13 protein-coding genes are annotated in these 16,895 nt (G+C 65.5%); 1 reads left to right on the top strand and 12 read right to left on the bottom strand.

What is annotated here, in order from left to right:
* Window positions 1-24: 24 nt before the first annotated feature.
* The 4 genes from BSY18_RS03580 to BSY18_RS03565 form a co-directional block, all read right to left on the bottom strand.
* On the bottom strand, window positions 25-4,359 hold the full coding sequence (locus BSY18_RS03580) for an LVIVD repeat-containing protein (RefSeq protein ID WP_236823439.1): 4,335 nt from the start codon (window positions 4,357-4,359) through the stop codon (window positions 25-27).
* The gene (locus tag BSY18_RS03575) at window positions 4,340-6,547 is read right to left on the bottom strand and encodes a hypothetical protein (RefSeq protein ID WP_069049672.1); all 2,208 of its coding nucleotides are present in this window, start codon (window positions 6,545-6,547) and stop codon (window positions 4,340-4,342) included. Before BSY18_RS03575 ends, BSY18_RS03580 begins: the two co-directional genes overlap by 20 nt.
* A complete protein-coding gene (locus BSY18_RS03570; protein ID WP_054133203.1) occupies window positions 6,548-8,530 on the bottom strand; it encodes a heme-binding protein in 1,983 nt (660 codons plus the stop codon).
* Window positions 8,531-8,623: 93 nt separating this feature from the next.
* Window positions 8,624-10,006: a multiheme c-type cytochrome gene (locus tag BSY18_RS03565; RefSeq protein WP_069051671.1), complete on the bottom strand. Its 1,383-nt coding sequence runs from the start codon at window positions 10,004-10,006 to the stop codon at window positions 8,624-8,626.
* Window positions 10,007-10,275: 269 nt separating this feature from the next.
* Between BSY18_RS03565 and BSY18_RS03560 the strand changes: the two genes are divergently transcribed.
* Window positions 10,276-10,953 carry a Crp/Fnr family transcriptional regulator gene (locus BSY18_RS03560; RefSeq protein ID WP_054133204.1) on the top strand — a complete coding sequence of 226 codons (678 nt, stop codon included), beginning with the start codon at window positions 10,276-10,278 and terminating at the stop codon, window positions 10,951-10,953.
* Between the two features lie 145 nt (window positions 10,954-11,098).
* On the opposite strand, the gene BSY18_RS03555 is transcribed toward BSY18_RS03560, so the two are convergent.
* The 8 genes from BSY18_RS03555 to BSY18_RS03520 form a co-directional block, all read right to left on the bottom strand.
* Window positions 11,099-11,698 carry a fasciclin domain-containing protein gene (locus BSY18_RS03555; RefSeq protein ID WP_054133205.1) on the bottom strand — a complete coding sequence of 200 codons (600 nt, stop codon included), beginning with the start codon at window positions 11,696-11,698 and terminating at the stop codon, window positions 11,099-11,101.
* Window positions 11,699-11,754: 56 nt separating this feature from the next.
* Window positions 11,755-12,540: an SDR family oxidoreductase gene (locus tag BSY18_RS03550; protein ID WP_069049671.1), complete on the bottom strand. Its 786-nt coding sequence runs from the start codon at window positions 12,538-12,540 to the stop codon at window positions 11,755-11,757.
* Entirely contained in the window at window positions 12,537-12,941 is a 405-nt protein-coding gene (locus tag BSY18_RS03545) for a dihydroneopterin aldolase (protein WP_054133256.1), read from the bottom strand. Before BSY18_RS03545 ends, BSY18_RS03550 begins: the two co-directional genes overlap by 4 nt.
* Before the next feature lie 82 nt (window positions 12,942-13,023).
* The gene (locus BSY18_RS03540; RefSeq protein WP_069049670.1) at window positions 13,024-13,920 is read right to left on the bottom strand and encodes a class I SAM-dependent methyltransferase; all 897 of its coding nucleotides are present in this window, start codon (window positions 13,918-13,920) and stop codon (window positions 13,024-13,026) included.
* 9 nt (window positions 13,921-13,929) lie between these two features.
* A complete protein-coding gene (thrC, locus tag BSY18_RS03535; RefSeq protein ID WP_069049669.1) occupies window positions 13,930-15,345 on the bottom strand; it encodes a threonine synthase in 1,416 nt (471 codons plus the stop codon).
* A gap of 46 nt (window positions 15,346-15,391) precedes the next feature.
* Window positions 15,392-15,898 (bottom strand): GNAT family N-acetyltransferase, encoded by a 507-nt coding sequence (locus BSY18_RS03530; RefSeq protein ID WP_083231291.1) that lies wholly within the window; start codon window positions 15,896-15,898, stop codon window positions 15,392-15,394.
* 25 nt (window positions 15,899-15,923) lie between these two features.
* Window positions 15,924-16,499: an SURF1 family protein gene (locus BSY18_RS03525; RefSeq protein ID WP_069049668.1), complete on the bottom strand. Its 576-nt coding sequence runs from the start codon at window positions 16,497-16,499 to the stop codon at window positions 15,924-15,926.
* Window positions 16,496-16,894: a DUF983 domain-containing protein gene (locus BSY18_RS03520; RefSeq protein ID WP_069049667.1), complete on the bottom strand. Its 399-nt coding sequence runs from the start codon at window positions 16,892-16,894 to the stop codon at window positions 16,496-16,498. The genes BSY18_RS03525 and BSY18_RS03520 overlap by 4 nt, the downstream gene beginning before the upstream one ends.
* Window position 16,895 lies beyond the last annotated feature (1 nt).

Here is a 16,895-nt window from a genome sequence, read left to right as displayed (position 1 = left end):
CGCGGGCACCCCTTCCGCTGCCGCCTAGTTTCCTCTGGCGGCCAGCATCGCAGGGCGCGGCCCCATCCAGTCGGCCATCGTGACGGTATCGCTGACCTTGTAGGGCTTGCCGCTCCTGTTCAGGAAAAGCTTCTCCATCTCGGACCGGGTGAAGGGTCGCGAGCCCAGCCTTCCGAAGATCGCCATCTGACCGCCCGATTCGTCCACGCCGCGGTCGCGATCGAGCCCCTTGGCGACGGCGATCGCCGGGGTCGGCGTTCCGGTCCAGGCGATCAGGTCGGGCCTCGGGTCGGGCGAGAAGCCATAGAAGTTGGGCTGGCTCGATGGCGATGTCAGCTGCAGCACTTTCATCCCGTTACGTCCATCGGCGACATAAGCGAACAGCGTCGCGTTGGTGGAGCCCACGATCACGTCCTCGGCATCATTGAGCTGACCGCCGGCGTTGTAACGCATGTACTCGCGCGGTGCTTCCGGGTTGGTCATGTCGATAATGACTAGCCCGTCCTGCTTGGCTGCGACATAGGCGAATGTGCGCGCAAGATAGAGCTTGCGTGCATCCGCCAGCCGGACCGTGCCCGAAGGCACCGCAACGGGCGCTTCCAGCCGGGTGATGTCGAACAGCTTGATGCCGTCTGCATCGGTCACCCACAGATAGCGGAACTGCACCGCGCTCGCGCGCGCATCCTGAAGCGGCAGCACCGCCATCAGTTGCGGGTTGAGCTTGGAGTAATCGAAATCGCGCGGGGCATTGGCGGGCGGTTCATCCGCCAGCCGCACCACGACGAGCCCGGCATCGGCGGTGATATAGGCAAAGTCACCTGCCAGCGTAATGTGGCGCGCACCCTTGAGCACGTTGTCCGGGTTCCAGGTCAGCGTCCGCTTGAAGAAGTTGTTGCGGAACTCGCCATCGGCCAGCGTATCGATGTTGACCGCGATCAGGCCTTCGACGCTGTCGGTGACGAAGGCGTAGTGATAGACCGCACGGAACGGCTGTTCCTGGTTGGCCTCGCGCATCGCCGGCGTGTTGCGGCTGGGTGCAATCGGCTGGGTGGTGGCGATCGCCATGCAGGTGGCGTTGGTGGTCTTCACATGCGTGTCATGCCCCAGCGACGAGAACGGCGCGCGGATGATGCGTTCGGAAAAGCCCTTGTTGCCGATCGAGGCGATGTCATAGGCGCGGAAACCGCCCCTGCCCTCGGCCACGAACATGTATTCGCCGCGGTTCTGCAGGCAGTTCACCCGGCCGTCGGTGCCCTGCACGACATTGGCGAACTCCTCGCGCGCATAGGTTTCGCCCGAGAACTTGTCGTCGAAGATCGGACCCCGGGTCCAGTTCTTGAGCTCTCGGCCGTTCTTCTCGACGTGCAATTTGTAGTAATCGGGATAGGCGTAGCGGTGGAGATACGATCCGATCACCGCCTGCGGCTCGTCCCATTCGGTGACGCGCACCGCCTCGAAGCCGCCTTCGAGCCCGAACCAGCTGTTGAGCCCCACGAAGTTGACGAAGTTGGTGCCGAGCAGCAGCAGCTGCGACATCACGGCGTTGTTGTCGTTCGCCTCGCTCAGATGGCAGTCCGAGCACTGCTTGGTCTCGGTCTTGCGCACCGTGTGCGGGAAGTGCGGCGCAAACGCCTGTGACGAGAAGCCGGGCGCCGAGATCGGCGGCTGCTGCACATAGATGCGCTCGCGGTTGATGTTGGTCGACGACAGGATCAGCGCCGAGGTCGAGCGGATCGGCGCGATGATGTTGCCCTTGCTGGTCTGGTGGCGACCGATCTGGAACATCTCGTCACGCGCGACCTGCGGATTGTAGGTCGCGTAATTGCGCGTCTCGTCTTCCTCGTATTTGTGGACCTTGGCCTTCCAGTTGGCCTCGATCGGCAGGTGGCAGCCGCCGCACGATGTCGTCCAGCTGAGATGGCAGGTGAAGCACGCCATCTCTTCGGTGTTGTGCGCGCGGTCGGCCTTGGCGACCTGTGGACCGAAGCTGTACTTGCCGGTGTCCGCACCCTGCTTGGCCATCAGCTTCGAGCGCGCGGCCTTGGGGTTGAAATCGGGGCTGGCGGGGTCGACCGCATCCTTGACCAGGCTCACCTGCCAGGACAGTTCCGGATCGAGCACCGAGCGCTGGATCAGAACGCGCTTGCCGGTCGCGTCCTTCATCCATTCGAAGCGGCGCTGGCCATCGGGATTGCGGATCAGCGACAGATTGTTGCCCTTGGGCCGCGCGGCGAGGTTCGAGGTGAACAGCGTCGGGTAGGCATCGGGGGTGCCGTGGCAGTCCTTGCAGCCGATTTCGACCGCATTGGCGACCTCGCCATAGATCAGGCCGTTGCCGTGCCCGTCCTGGCTGAAGTGGCAATCGACGCACTGCATGCCAAGCTCGGCATGGATGTCCATCATGTGGACCGCCTTGCCGGGGTTGGTGCCGACGGGGACGAACTTGCCCTCGCCCGCCTTGCGGAATTTCTCGGGATCGTCGGGCGACACCATGTTGGCAGTGTCGGTGCCCCAGGTCGCCATATTGCCTTCCGCATCGAGCAGATTGCCCTTGCGGTCGCGCTTCAGGATCGCGCGGAAGTTCCAGCCATGACCGTGATAGTCGGCAAACTGGGTGTCCTTGGCCTCGGTGTTGAGATCGTAGACATTGCGGACGAAATCGATGTCCGACCACAGGCCGCGCGCCGAGGCGCCTTCCGGATTGCGGTCCAGCGTCGCGCGCACTTCCTTGGCGGTGGGATAATGCTGGCGCTTGTAGACGCGCTGATACTCTTCTTCCGACATGCCCTCGGGCTTGGGCGCACGGTTCTCCGGCCCCGGCCACATCAATGGCGCGTCCGATTCATAATCCCACATCGTGTAGCCGAGATAGCTGTTCAGGAAGATGTTGGGCTGGTGCATGTGGCAGTTCATGCACTGCGCGGTCGGGATCGCGCGGGTGAAAGCATGCTTGAGCGGATGGCCCTTTTCCTTGAACGCGGCTTTCTGGGCGTGCGTATCCTTGGCGGCATGGCCATCGCCAGTTCCGGCGCCATGCGACGCGCCGTGCTCGCCTGCACCTTCGGCCAGGGTGGTGCCATGGTCGCCGCCATGACCGCCTGCGCCGCCATGCTCTTCGTGATGCTCGGCGGCGTCATAGTCGCCATAGCGACCGGGGCGCTTCTGCCCCTCGGTCAGCGCGTTGATCGTCGGATCGTCGGTGATCGTCTGGCCGTCGCGGCCGTATTTTGCATAGATCAGGCTGTGCCGCGGTTCGCGGTCGTTGGCATAGACGACGTGGCACGCCGCGCAGCCCGATGCGCGATAGTCGCCCGGCTGGTCGTTGGTGCCCATCTGCCACAGGAACGGATCGTTGAGGCGGGTCTTGTGGATGTTGATTACCGGCACCGCGACGCGCAGGCCGGTGCCGGGTCCGCGGTTCGACTGCTTGAGATCGGGGCGGCCCGGCTCTTCCAGACGCTGGATGATGCCGCCGGTGTTGGGCAGGCCGATTTCCGGGAATTGCGAGTTGATGTTGCGTCCGCCACGCTCGAACACGCGGAAGATGTCGCCCGGCGGCAGGATGTGCCATGTCGGCAGTGGGTACATCACCGGCAGCGCACCGCGCGCCTTTTCCGCCGCGGTCACCGTGCCATGCGCCGCGCCCGGCTCGGTCGCCGCAGACTTGATCATCGCAGGCTTGCCGTCGCGGGTGAACGCCTCCCCGAACATGTAGTTCTTGAACGGTACGATTCCGTTGTTGTACGCCGCCCCGCCCCACAGCATCGCGCCCGTCGCCATCAGCGAGCGCTCGGATGCCTCGATGATCTCGATATGACAGGCACCGCACGATTCGCGCACAACGCGGTAATCGGACGGGTTGACGAAGCGGATGAACTCGGGCGCTTCCTTGGCGAGCAGCGCGTAGGAGCGCTGGGGATTGGCCGAGGATGGCCATTTCCACGCCACCGGATATTTGGGCAGGACGTGGCTCTTCAGCAGCGCGTCCTGATAGGGCAGGCTGTCGCGGCCCCAATTGTTGTCGCCCATGATGGTCGCATCGCCGCCATGGCAATCGGTGCAGCCCAGCACGACCGCAGGCGATGCGTGCATCGTCTTGTGGTCGCTGGCGGTGTGGCAAGACTGGCAGCCTGCGCTCTTGGCGTCGGCCTCGGCCCATTCCTGGTTCTCGGGCGCGGGCGCGGTGAAGGTGTATTTGACCTTCTGCGCCTTTTCCTTGCCTGAGGCGAGCAGCTGATCGGCAGGCAGCGTGCCCAAGGTGATGAGCAGCAGGCTCGCCAGCAGCAGCTTCCAGTTGAAGGCCCCCAAATTGAAGGCCAGCGCGTTGCCGCGCGCCCGATCAGTACGCCAGAATTGCATTGAACAGCACCGAATAAAAGAGGTCTGACTTGCCGGATTGGGTGAACAGGTCGCGGAAACCCTTGGACGGATCGAACACCGCTCCCGAAAGGCGGAAGACAAGGTTCTGGTTGGCGTTGGGCCGCCAGATCAACGCAGCAGAAACATCGGTCCCGATCGAGCTGGGCACCGTGCCTTCCTGGCGCAACGCCTCGATCGTGTCGGTCTTGTGGAACCACAGATGGTTGAGGTTCGCCGACAGCCGGGTGGTCGAGCTGAGGTCGAAGTCAGCACCCGCGCCCAGCAGAACGGTGCCGGGGTTGTTGAAGTTCGACTGGCCCTGCTCCTTGGACGAGCGCAGGTTGTTGAGGATGCCGTTACGGGTGTTGACGCCCACCGCGCGGCCGCCGCCGGCAAACGGGATGACCTGGCGGATCCAGTAGCTGGTGTCGGCACCGGCAAAGATCGGGTTTTCGAAGATCGCATCGAACCCGGCCTCGGTGTCGTTATAGGGATCGCCATCGCCGCTGGCGAACAGGCCCTGCAGCCGAAAACGCGCCCAGTCGTAATCATAACTGACCTCGGCGGCGCCGAAATAGGAGCGAATATCGGCCTTGCGGCTGGTGAAGAAGCTGTTGCGGTCCTCGCCGAACGCCCCGTACAGCTGGCCGGTCAGGTTGATCCGGCCGATACGGCCATCGACCGCATAGCCCAGATACACTACGTCATATTCGCGGCTGCGCAGATCGCCCAGCAGCGCCGGACGCACCGGGAAGCCGTTGTCGTCGATCTTGAGCTCGCGCCCGCCCTCGCGGTTCATGTTGTAGGTGACCGAGACCTGGCTGGTCAGGCCGACAACCGGAAAGTCCTGCCGATAGGCGTTGGCGAAGAACACCCAGTCGTCGCGCGGGCTATCAACCACGCTGTTCAAGCCCGAATTGGTGTCCTTCTCCAGCCGCCAGAACGCGCCGATGTTGAACTGGAAGCGGTTGTTGTCGCGGTTGCCGAACAGGCGGATGCCCAGCTGGTTGTCCTGGAACAGGAAGCCGCGGAAGTCCGCCTGCATCGGCTGGATCCCTGCGCGCAGTGAAATGAAATCATAGCGCGACGTATCATAGGCGCCGAGGTGATAGTCGATGAACGCTTCCTGGATGCCGACGAAATGGTCGGTGCGCTGCGTCGGCCTGGAAGGCTCGACGAACAGGATGCGGCGTTCGTTGACATCGACATGGTTGACCTGCGCCGCCAGCGTCAAACGGTACTCGATCGCCGGCGGCTTGTAGGTGGTCTCCCCCTTGATCAGCGCCACCCCTGCGATGATCGTCTGTGCGAGCACAAGCGAGTCCGCGCGGCCGAACACGTCGAGGCTGTCGGGCCGCGAAGTCGTCTGCACGCCCACCGGGGTCGGAAAGCTGCGCGGCTCGACCACGGTATCCGAGATCACATTGGCCACGAAGAACCAGTCGTCTTCCTTGAGGAAGCCCGGGCGTTTGCCCTCGGGCAGCGGCCGGTCACCCTTCAGGATGTTCTGGTGATAGGGGTCGAGCTTCGAGCGGCAGACGTTCGAGAGGTTCGGATAGAGGCTGTAGATCGACTTGTCGCCATTCTTGGTCGGACACAGAGAGGTGACGATGCGCCAGCGATCTGGCACCGGAAACTCGTCAGTCGGGAACGCCTCGGGCGCAGGCGCGCGCACCGCGCCGGGGTTGTCCTGCGTCACCCGGTCGGGCAGCTTCTTCTCGATCCCCGGACGGCGGCGGTCATCGATCAGCGCCTCGTCGGCATCGATCGCATCGGCATCTGCCGCGGGATCTGCGGTGGGCAGCGTCGGCGGCACGGCACCTGCGGCAGGCGGCGCCTCCTGCGCGGCGGTGAGCAAAAGCTCGTCCTGCGCCCAGCCATAGGCGCCATCGTCCAGCGTGCCGACCGGCGAGCTCAGCCGATAAGGTGCCGGGGCAACCGCCCTGCGGACCGAAACAGCCTTTGCGGCCCGATCCGCGATAACCGGGGCGGCCATGGAGGGCGCCTCGTCATGCGTCAGCGCGATGCGGGTGAGCGCAAGGCTGCGCCCCAGATCGGCGGCCGCCAGCGCAGAGGTCGCCGTCTGCGGCCCGTGCCGCATCAGGGGTCCGGTGGACGCGTCGCCTGCCACGTCGCCAGTCCCGGCGAACGCCATGATCGGGATAAGGGCGACGAGCGACGCAGTCATCTACAGACCCTCGCAGACGTTCTGGGCGTTGGTATCGAGGAACGGCGCAAACGGGCAGCTGACATAGCGCAGCCGGACCTGTGCGCTGCCGACATTGACCACGATACGGTCCGCGCGCCGATCCTTGGGCGCATTGCCGATACCGCCCACCCGCGCGCCGCCGTTGTTCAGCCCGAGGAAGCTGACCATGTCGTCCTGATCGATGCCGTCACCTGACACCCCGATGCCGCCGACCAGCTGGCTGCCACGATAGATCGGGACCGATCCGGGGAAGATCTGGATGCCGTTTTCGAGCCGGTTCTGTCCCTGCGCGGTATCGGGCAGCGCGGTGCAGCGCTGAGCGGTGTCGGTGGGCGATGCGCCCGAGACGAACTGTGCATGCTGGATGATGTTGGCGGCGACCAGCTGGACCTGCAGCCCCACCGCGAAGGGATTGAAATCCTCGATCGGGCGCGACAGCGGGCCTGGCGGTCGCCCAAGTTCGCCATCGGGGAAATAGGGCCGCGCGAGATTGCCGACGCTGCGGTTGCCATAGGCAAAATTGCCGGTGAGCGAGCTGGTGTCGCCGAGGAAGGTGCGCATCGCCTGGACGAACGGGGCGACTCCCCCACCTGCCGACATCAGGTTGGAAGCCGCCTGGGCGTTGGAGAAGAACATCGCGGTGCGCGCCTTTTGCAGCGACACATCGATGCCGAAGATCGGCGCATCGGGAGAGCGGACGATGCCGAGCACCTCGCCATGCGTATCGACGACCGAGATCGACGCCTGCATCCGGCTGTCGAGCGGGCGGCGGATCTGCGCGCGCGCGCGGGTGAGCACGGTGAACGCCTCTTCCAGCACGGCGCGGACCTCCGCCGCTGTCAGCGGTTGCGAATTGCTCGCGCTGTCGGTACCGGCGCGGATCGGATAGCGGTTGTTGCCCGCCCCATCGGTCAGGATGAACGCATCGGAATTGTTGAACTCGGCAGCGCGCGCCGCGCGGATGCCCGAAGCCTCGGTGCCATAGGGCGTGCCAGCGATGATCGCGGCGGTGCTGTAACCGCGCACCGCGACAAGGCTGCCGGCAGTGCCGTTGATCGCCGCAAAATTGCCCGACACCGAGCCGATGTCGCTGCCGGTGATATCGCTGAACCTGAGGCTGGTGCCATCCACCGTGATACGGTCCGCGCGGATGGCGTCGGCCGCGGCAAAGCCTTGGGTTCCGGCAAAGGCGATCGCCTCTTCGGGGTCGATATCGCGGTCGAGGATGTTGGGATCGAAGCCGTAATCGCCATCGCCCATCACGCCGATCGCGCCGACGACCACGCCGTTCTTGTAGAGCGGCAAACCGCCGGGATCAGCGGCAAGGCCTAGCGGCGCGCGCTTGGGGCCGATCAGCGCAGAGGTGCCACCTGCCGACTGGAACCGCGCCGCAAGGTCCGAACAGGGCAACTGGCTGAACTGCACCCCGAACAGCGGGCCGCTCTCCAGCCCGCGCGTCGAGGGCGCCGGCGGGAAGTGCTGCTGGACGATCTGGCTGGCGGTGCGGCTGGAGAAGGCGTTGCCGCCGCTCGACAGGTACGCACCGGTCACTGCCTTGGAGATCGCCGCCATTTCGGCGGGCACATCAAGCCCCTGCGCATCGACCAGCGGGCTGTTCAGCCCCGCCTCGGTCATCGCGCTGGTGCGCGCCTGAGCCCGCGCGCCGTTCATGCGGAACACGCCCAGCACATTGCCGACCCGGTCGACCACCGCGATCACCGATGGCAGGTTGCGGCGCTGCGCCTCGCTCACCGCCTGGGCGATGATCGTCTGAACCTCGCCCACGCTGAGCGATTCCTGCGCCGGCGCGACGAAATTGCCGCCGCTGGGCGGCGGCGCCGGATTGGGTGTCGGGGTCGGGCTTGGCGCAGGCGTGGTACCGCTGCTGTTGCCGCCCCCGCAGGAGCTGAGCACGAGTGCCAGCACCGCCAGCGACGCCGTAACCTTGCCAATCCGCATCATGCCGCAATACTCCGCACATCTGCGACCCTGACCGACTTCACCTCAACAGACACCCCGGAACGTCCCACTTTGGTCATCTCCCTGCCACCCGGATCACTGCAGCGCCCGGATGGTGCGCACGGCCCCGCCCAGCGCCCGGCGGAATTCCAGAGGCTTGTAGGAATTGGGCTCGGCCACCGCGGCATAAGCCTGGTTGATCTGCGCGCGCAGCGATGTCGCCGCCCCGCCCGAGACTTGACCCTGGGTCACCAGACCGCTGAGCAGCGTGTCGACCGCCATCACCGCCTGCACCGAGCCTTCGTAATCGGTGAAGCGCGGGGAAATCGCCTCGCTCGCGATCGATTCCATGATCGAGAAGGTCTGCGCGCGGGTGAAGTCGCTGCGGCTGAACCGGTCGGCGAGCGCCATCGCGGTCTGTCGTAGCCGGTTGGCCGCTTCTACCGCAGGCCCCCTGCCCTGCGCCATCGCGGCGTGGAAGGCGCGCGTCTGCCCCTCATATTGCTGGGCCAGCTCGGGCGCGGCGATCCGCACCGCCGCCGAGAGCATGATCATGTTCTCGTCGTTATAGGGCGGCATGCCGGTGGGGATCGGACGGCCGGGATTGGAGATCTTCGCCGGGCGGGCATCTTCCTCATCATAGATGCGGCGATGGCAGCTGTGGCAATCGAAGAAATAGAATTCTGGGAACACGCCTTCCGTGCCCAGCCCTGGCTTGCCAAACAGGCTGAGCGAGCGTTCGAGCGCGATCGCCTGACCCACCGCCCACATCCGCATGGAATTGGTCTTGCCCTTGCGCTGGCGATAGTCGGCGTCCTCGTCATGGTGCTGGGTCAGCGTGGAGAAGAGGTCGAGCTCGAACGCGATGCGCGGATGCCCCGCCGCCATGATGCGGTGGTTGACGAACTGGCCCGGCGCATCGTTGCCCAGATGGCAGTCGAGGCACACACCCGCACGCGCCTGCGCATTTTCCAGCGGGACGAGCCCTTGCGACACGTTACGCGCATGGCTGGTGCCGGTGGCATAATGGCTCGCCAGCCAGCCCGATGCCGCGCCATGGCAGGCTTCGCAGCTTACGCCGTCGCTCGCCTGGTAGCGCGGGCCCTTGGCGGCAGCAGGCGTGGAGTGACAGCCCAGGCACATCGCGGCAGAGCGCGGATCGCCGATCCCCAGCTTCTTGCCGATCGCGAGGCTGCGCTGTTCGCCGAGCACGCGGAACGCACGGGCATGCGCGCCGCCGGGTGTCGATTCTTCCTGCCAGCGCCACAGCTCGTCCTGGCGCACGACTTCGCCATCGGCCTCGTTGCGGCCATGGCAGGTCGATCCGGCGCAGCTGCCGACGCCCATATGGGTGCCCGATGCGGCGCGCGAGGCCTGTGCCTCGAGCCGCTCCGCCCCGGCAAAATTCGCGATGAAGAAAGCGCCGATGGCAAGGGCAAGGCACCCGAGCGCTGCAAACACAGCCCGAACACCACCCACCCGCGATACGGCCGAAAGCCCTGAATTGTGCATCGTCGCTTTTACCCCCGGCTCCATGAGAAGCCGGCCCCCGATAGACTAACGATGCGACCCTTTAGTCTTGTCTTATGGCGCCTTATCGCTGGTTCGCCCTTCACTTTCAAGGCAATCCTGCCCGGGCCTTCGCAAAAACATCCCCGGCTCGCCGCACCGCCCCAGCAGCTTGCATCCACCGCTTGCCGCAGCCCGACGCATTTGCCATGCTCTGCGCGATTTCAGGAGTTGACGACATGCCGCTTGGACTGGGTTTTGCCGAAGGTGCCTGGCTTGGGCATCTCACCTTCCTGATACTCGCGGTCGCGCTGATCGCCCCGCCGATGCCGTGGATGCGACTCGGGATCGTCGCAGCATCGCTCGCCGGGCTCGGCTTTGCGCTGGGTTTCGCCAAGGACCTCGGCCTTGCCTTCTGGTTCTTCGTGCTGCTCGTGATCAGCGCATCGATGCTGGCGCGCTATCTGATGGCCGAGCGCAACTCGCGATTCTCGGCAGAGGAGGAGGCGCTGCGCTCGAGCTTCATGGGCGAGATGACCCGCGCCGGAGCGCGCCATCTGATGGACCAGGGCAACTGGATTACCGGACGCAGCGGGGAGGTGCTGATCAACGAGGGAGAGGCAATCAGCCACCTGTTCTATCTGCACGATGGCGCGGCGGAGATCACGCTGCACGGCAATCCTGTCGGTGCGGTTTCAGGCGGGGACCTGATCGGCGATGCGACCGCGCTGAGCGGCGAGCCTGCCACCGGCACCGTGCGGCTGACCACCGACAGCCGCTTCTGGTGCGTGTCCGCGCCGAAATTGCGCCAGTACCTCGATCTTCACCCGGATGCGCGCACGGTGATAGAGCGCCAGATCAACAGCGCGCTCGACCGCAAGCTCCGCGCCGCCAACGCCGCGCTGGCGGGGGATTGAGCGCTCAATCCGCGTCCCTATCCTCGTCACCCCGGCGCACGCGGGGGTCCCGCTTCTGCGCCAATACCAGCAAAATATCGGGATTCCCGCCTTCGCAGGAATGACCAAAGCGGACCGGTAAAAGTTCAGGCCGAAGTCTGCAGCCTTAAAGCTGCGGGCCGAGCACCTGATCGATGCCGTGCACCACGCCATTGCTCGCCGCCAGATCGGGCAGCGCGATCGAGGCGACGTTGCCGCTGGCGTCGGACAGGCGGATCTGGTCGAGCTCGACCGAAGCGTTGAGCCTTTCGCCCTGCAGCGTCACGATCTCGACGCTGCCGCCGCTGTCGCCGATGCGCTTGCGCAGATCGGCGGCGGTCAGCCGTCCGGGGATGACGTGATATTTCAGGACGGTCGCCAGCCGCTCCTTGTTGGCGGGCAGCAGCAGCTCGGCGAGCGCATCGACCCCGACCTTGTCGAAGGCACCGTTGTCGGGCGCGAACAGCGTCATCGGCGTGTCGGCGCCCAAGGCCTCAGCAAGGCCGGCTGCCTTGATCGCGCGCGCCAGCGTCGACAGATCGGGGTTGCGCAGCACCACCTCATCGACGCGCAAGATGGCATCGGGCTCGACCTCGCCGCTGGCCTCGGCCACCTCCAGGCTCTTGGGATCGATCCGCTTGACCGGATCGCCGCCGCCATCCTGGCTGCCACAGGCCGCGACGGTGAGGGTCAGACCCAGCAGGGCAGCAACGGCTTGTGAACGCATGGTAATCTCCAATATTTCGGGCTGATGGGGTCACCCCCCTGTTCGGCCCTACGGGCTCAGGCCTCTTCCTGCTTGTCCAGGAAAACAAAGTCCCGATCCAGGCTGAGCATATGGGCACCGCCATCGACGAAAAGCAACTGGCCGGTGATCGCCGGCTCGTCTGCAAGGTAGCGCACCGCACGTGCAATGTCTTGCGGCGTGGACAACCGCCCCAGCGGCATCCGCGCGGCGAGTCGTGCCATTTGCGCGTCGTCATAGTCGCTGGTCGCCAGCGTCAGCCCGGGCGCGACGCCGTTGACCCGCGCGCTGGGCCCGAAGGCGCGCGCGAGCGTGCGGATCGATTCGGCCAGCGCCTGTTTGGAAAGGGTATAGGACAGCTGGTCGCCATTGGGGTTGCGAACCCGCTGGTCGATGATCTGGACGATCGCAGGCTGCGCCCCCTCCCCTGCTGCTGCCACCAGATCGCGCGCCAGCAGCACCGGCGCGAAGGTATTGACCGCAAAATGATCGGTCAGCATCTTCGGCGTCAGGCTGGCAAGGTCGTCATAATCGAACAGCGAGGCGTTGTTGACCAGCAGATCGGGCGCGCGGCCGAAATGCGCGATCACCGCAGCGATCAGTTTCGCAGGCGCCGAAGCCTGACCCAGATCGGCGGTAAAGCCGTGCCAGTGCGTTTCGCACTCCGCAAGAACCTCTGCCAGTTCGGCATCGGGCACCGCATCGCTGCGTCCGTGCAGCGCCAGTGCCCAGCCCGATCGGGCCAGTTCGGCAGCAATGGCAGCACCGACCCGGCGGCATCCGCCCGTGACGAGCGCCAGTCGCGCGCTGCCCGCCGCGCTCACCGGCGCGTCCGGGTCAAAGTGATGCCGATCGATTCGCCCTGCTCGGCGATCGCCAGCTTGATGATCTTGATCGTCAGCCGGCGGATGCGGGGGTCCTGCAGGAACAGCGTCTCGATGACATGATCCGCGACCGCCTCGATCAACGTGAAATGCACGCCCTGCGGCAGCGCGGTCGAGGCTGCGTGCTTGAGATCCATGTAGTTCTTGGATGCCGCCAGCGGCGTATCGGGCCCGTAATGATCCTCAGCCAGCATCTCCGCCTGGATGGTGAAGCGCAGCGGCTGGGGCAGCTTGGTCTCTTCCGAATAGATGCCGGTGAGAACGTTGACATCGAAATCGGCGACCTCGAGGATCAGGCTGTCGGGTTTGGTATCGGTCAATGTGGGTAGCCTGTTCTGCATCAAGAGCGTCGCTTGCCGGAGTATGCCGGAAGTCGTCAATGTGCGCTGCGCGTTCGCAAATTGCGCGCGGCAACGCAAGCGTTCAGCTGTTCGACCAGCGCGCGAAGATGGCAGTGGGAAGCAATCGTCCCCCCGCCTGCTCGCGCACCGCAAGCTCGCCGACCTCGATCTTCCCGGGCAGATCGGCGAAATGCGCCGCGAGCAGTTCGCCCAGCGCCAGCGCCGACATCCGCACCGCATAGACAGTGAGGAACAGGCAGCGCGAGCGGTCATCGAGCAGCCGGCGGCAATCGGCGATCAGGCCGGCCAGATGCTCCTCGAGCTTCCACACCTCGCCCTCGGGTCCGCGCCCGAACTTGGGCGGATCGAGCAGGATCGCGTCATAGCGCTTGCCCCGGCGCACCTCGCGCGCGGCGAACTTGACGCAATCATCGACCAGCCAGCGGATCGGCAGCGACTCCATGCCCGACAATGCGGCGTTGACCCGCGCTGCCGCCACCGACTTCTTCGAGGCATCGACATGGGTGAGTTCGGCGCCCGCAGCCGCCATTGCCAGCGTGCCGACCCCGGTATAGCCGAACAGGTTGAGCGCCTTGGCGGGCTCATCGCCCTGATGCTCGCCGATCTGCTCGCGCAGCCAGCGCCACACCGGATCCATATCGGGGAAGAAGCCAAGATGCCTGAAGGGTGTGTTGAGCGCGGTCAGCCGCACCTCCTCCCACGCCAAAGGCCAGCCATCGCGCGGCACGTTGGGCTCGAGCTGCCACTTGCCGCCGCCATCCTCGTCCGATCCGGGGATGAACGCGCCATCGGCGTCCCAGTCGGGCAGCGTCGTCGGCCACATCGCCTGCGGCTCGGGGCGGACGAAGCGATACGGGCCGTAAGACTCGAACTTGCGCCCGCCACCGCTGTCGATCAGCGTGTAATCCTCGCGCGGTTCGCCGATCATCAGCACCGGTTGCGGATCGAGAGCGGCCATAATTGAGCGTCAGCCCCGGGCAGGGACAGCGCGCGTGGCGATGTAATCGCGCACGGTGTGGTAATCGCCCGCCAGCTTGTCGAACCGCTCGGCGCGCTCGAACAGGTCGCCGACCCGGGTGGGCAGACGCGGGCGCAGGCCCGTGGCGCGTTCGACCGCATCGCGGAACTTGGAGGGATGCGCGGTGGCCAGCGTGACGCACGGGATCGCGCGATCGAGCGTGCCTTCATCCTGCAGCCGGTGCGCCGCGCCAAGGCCGATCGCGGTGTGCGGATCGAGCACCTGGCCCGCATCATCCCATGCCCGGCGCATCGCGATACCCATCTCTTCCGGGTCGATCCGCGCGCTGGCGAAGATGCCGTTGGCCCCCTCGCGCATTGCGGGCGTCAGCTGCATCGCCTTGCTCGCCTCGAAGCCCTGCATCCGCGCCGCAGTCAACGCGCCATCGCGGCCTTCCAGATCGAACAGCAGCCGCTCGAAGTTCGAGCTGACCTGGATGTCCATCGATGGCGCCGCGGTCGGCGTGACGCTGCCGGCGGAGTAATCACCCGCGCTCAATGCGCGGTGGAGGATGTCGTTGACGTTGGTCGCGACCACCAGCCGCGCGATCGGAAGTCCCATCTGGCTGGCGACATAGCCTGCGAACACGTCGCCGAAATTGCCCGTGGGCACCGAGAACGCGACCGGACGGTGCGGCGCGTCCAGCTGTAGCGCGGCGGCGAAATAATAGACGATCTGCGCCATCAGCCGCGCCCAGTTGATCGAGTTGACAGCCGACAGCGTGAACTTGCCGGCAAAATCCGGATCGCCGAACATCCGCTTCACCATCGCCTGAGCATCGTCGAAGCTTCCGTCGATCGCGATGTTGTGGACGTTGGGGGCAAGCACTGTGGTCATCTGCCGCCGCTGGACGTCGGAGACGCGGCCATCGGGATGGAGCATGAAGATATCGACCTTCTCGCGCCCCGCGACCGCGTCGATCGCCGCCGAGCCGGTATCGCCCGAGGTCGCGCCGACGATGGTCAGATGGGTGTCGCGGTTCGAAAGGAAGCGTTCGAACAGATGCCCGAGCAATTGCAGCGCAACATCCTTGAACGCCAGCGTCGGCCCGTGGAACAGTTCGAGCAGCCAGTTGCTCTGGTCCAGCTGCACCAGCGGCGTCACCGCCTTGTGCGAGAAGCGCCCATAAGCCGCTTCGCACAGCCCTTGCAGCTCGTGCTCTGTCAGGCTGCCCGCCACATACGGCGCCATGATCTTCACCGCGAGATCGACATAGGACAGGCCCGCCATCGCCGCGATCTCGGCTTGCGTGAACTTCGGCCAGCTGCGCGGAACATACAACCCGCCATCGCTTGCCAAACCTGCCAGCGTCACGCCCTCGAAATCGAGCGCCGCTGCTTTCCCCCTGGTGCTGATATAGTCCATGGGTTGGACCCGTTAGCGGGCCTGCATGCCGCATGCAACCTGCGCGTCAGTCTTCCGGGCTTTCGTAGAACATCAGCACGGCGGGACCCTCCGGCGTCTCGATCTCGCCATGCTCGACAAAGCCTGCGCGAATATAGGCGCTGCGTGCGCGCTGGTTGTGCGGATCGGGATCGATGCACAGCACGCGAACCCCTTGCGCGGCAAGCTGCTTGGCCAGCATCGCCAGCAGCTTGGCACCATGGCCCTTGCCGATCAGCGAGGGGATGCCGATGAAGCAATCGACCGCCCGCGCACCCTGCGGCAGATCCTGCAGATGCTTCTGCGGCCAGGCATGCACCTCGAAATGCTGGATATAGGCGATTGGGCGGCCATCGAGCATCCCGATCAGCTGGACCATGTCGGGATTGTCCATGTCCTCCTCGATCAGCGCGAGTTCATGGCGCGGGTCACCCCACCATTTCTGCACCTCGGGCGTTTCCAGCCAGGCCTCCAGCATCGGCAGGTCGGAATGCGAGACCCTGTGAAACCCGTAATAATGTCCGCCCTGCATCATCTCTCCTCAGGCGTCATGCGGACGATCAGGATCGCGTCCGCCGTGCGACTGCCACACCGTATATAACGGCAGCGATCGCTGCGAATAAAAACCATTGTATCGCATAGGCCCAATGATTGTTCGGAATGTCCTCCGGCGAGGGCGGCTGCACGGCGTCAAGCCCCGCCACGGGAGGCGCCGCGACCAGCCGGATCAGATGCGTGCTGTCGGGTGCGATGATGCCGCCGACCTGCCCGCCGGACCAGACCGGATCGTCGGGCCGCGATGACCACCCGGCCACCACCTGCGCGCCGGGGCCTTCCGCGCCGGTCGAACACGAAGCGATATGCACCCACCCCGCCTGTCCGCGCGCACTGCGGCCGCTGGACGACCACCAGCCGGTGACGGTGAGGCAGTTGACCGACGATTTGCGATACAGCGGCAGCGACCCGGCATCGGGCACTGCCGGCCAGGCGATCGCGGGCTGATCGGACGCCGAGGCGTATTCCTTCAGCAGCGCATCCTTCCACGCCATGCGCTGGAGCTGCCAAACGCCCAGACCGATCATGATCGCGATGGCGATACCGACCACCAGGGTCGGCAACAGGGGCAGGCGTTTCATGGGTCTAGCCTCGTGTCATCGGCGATCTTGCCTTCGCGCACTTCGGCGCGAGCCTCGTGGATCAGCATGGCCGCCTTGGAGACCCTCAGCGACAGCAGCACCAGCGCGCTGGTGATCGGCACCCAGAGCAGGATGTGCACCCAGAACGGCGGGCTCATCCTGACCTGAAGCACCAGCGCAAGGGCGCACACCAGCGCGCCGATCACGAGGATCAGGAACGCGGCAGGCCCATCGCCGACATTGTAGCTGGAAAAATCATGCCCGCACGCGCGGCAGCGGGTCGCAAAGCGTACCCAGCCGGCAAACAGCGTGCGCGATCCGCACGCGGGGCATTCGCCGAAAAGGGCAGCCTGGACCAGACCAGACTGCCCTTTTTGGATTTGCGGATCATCCATG

The sequence above is a fragment of the Blastomonas sp. RAC04 genome (assembly GCF_001713435.1).
GTDB lineage: Bacteria > Pseudomonadota > Alphaproteobacteria > Sphingomonadales > Sphingomonadaceae > Blastomonas > Blastomonas fulva.
The sequence above is the reverse complement of the archived record's forward strand: the minus strand, read 5'-3'. Positions and strand labels throughout refer to the sequence as shown.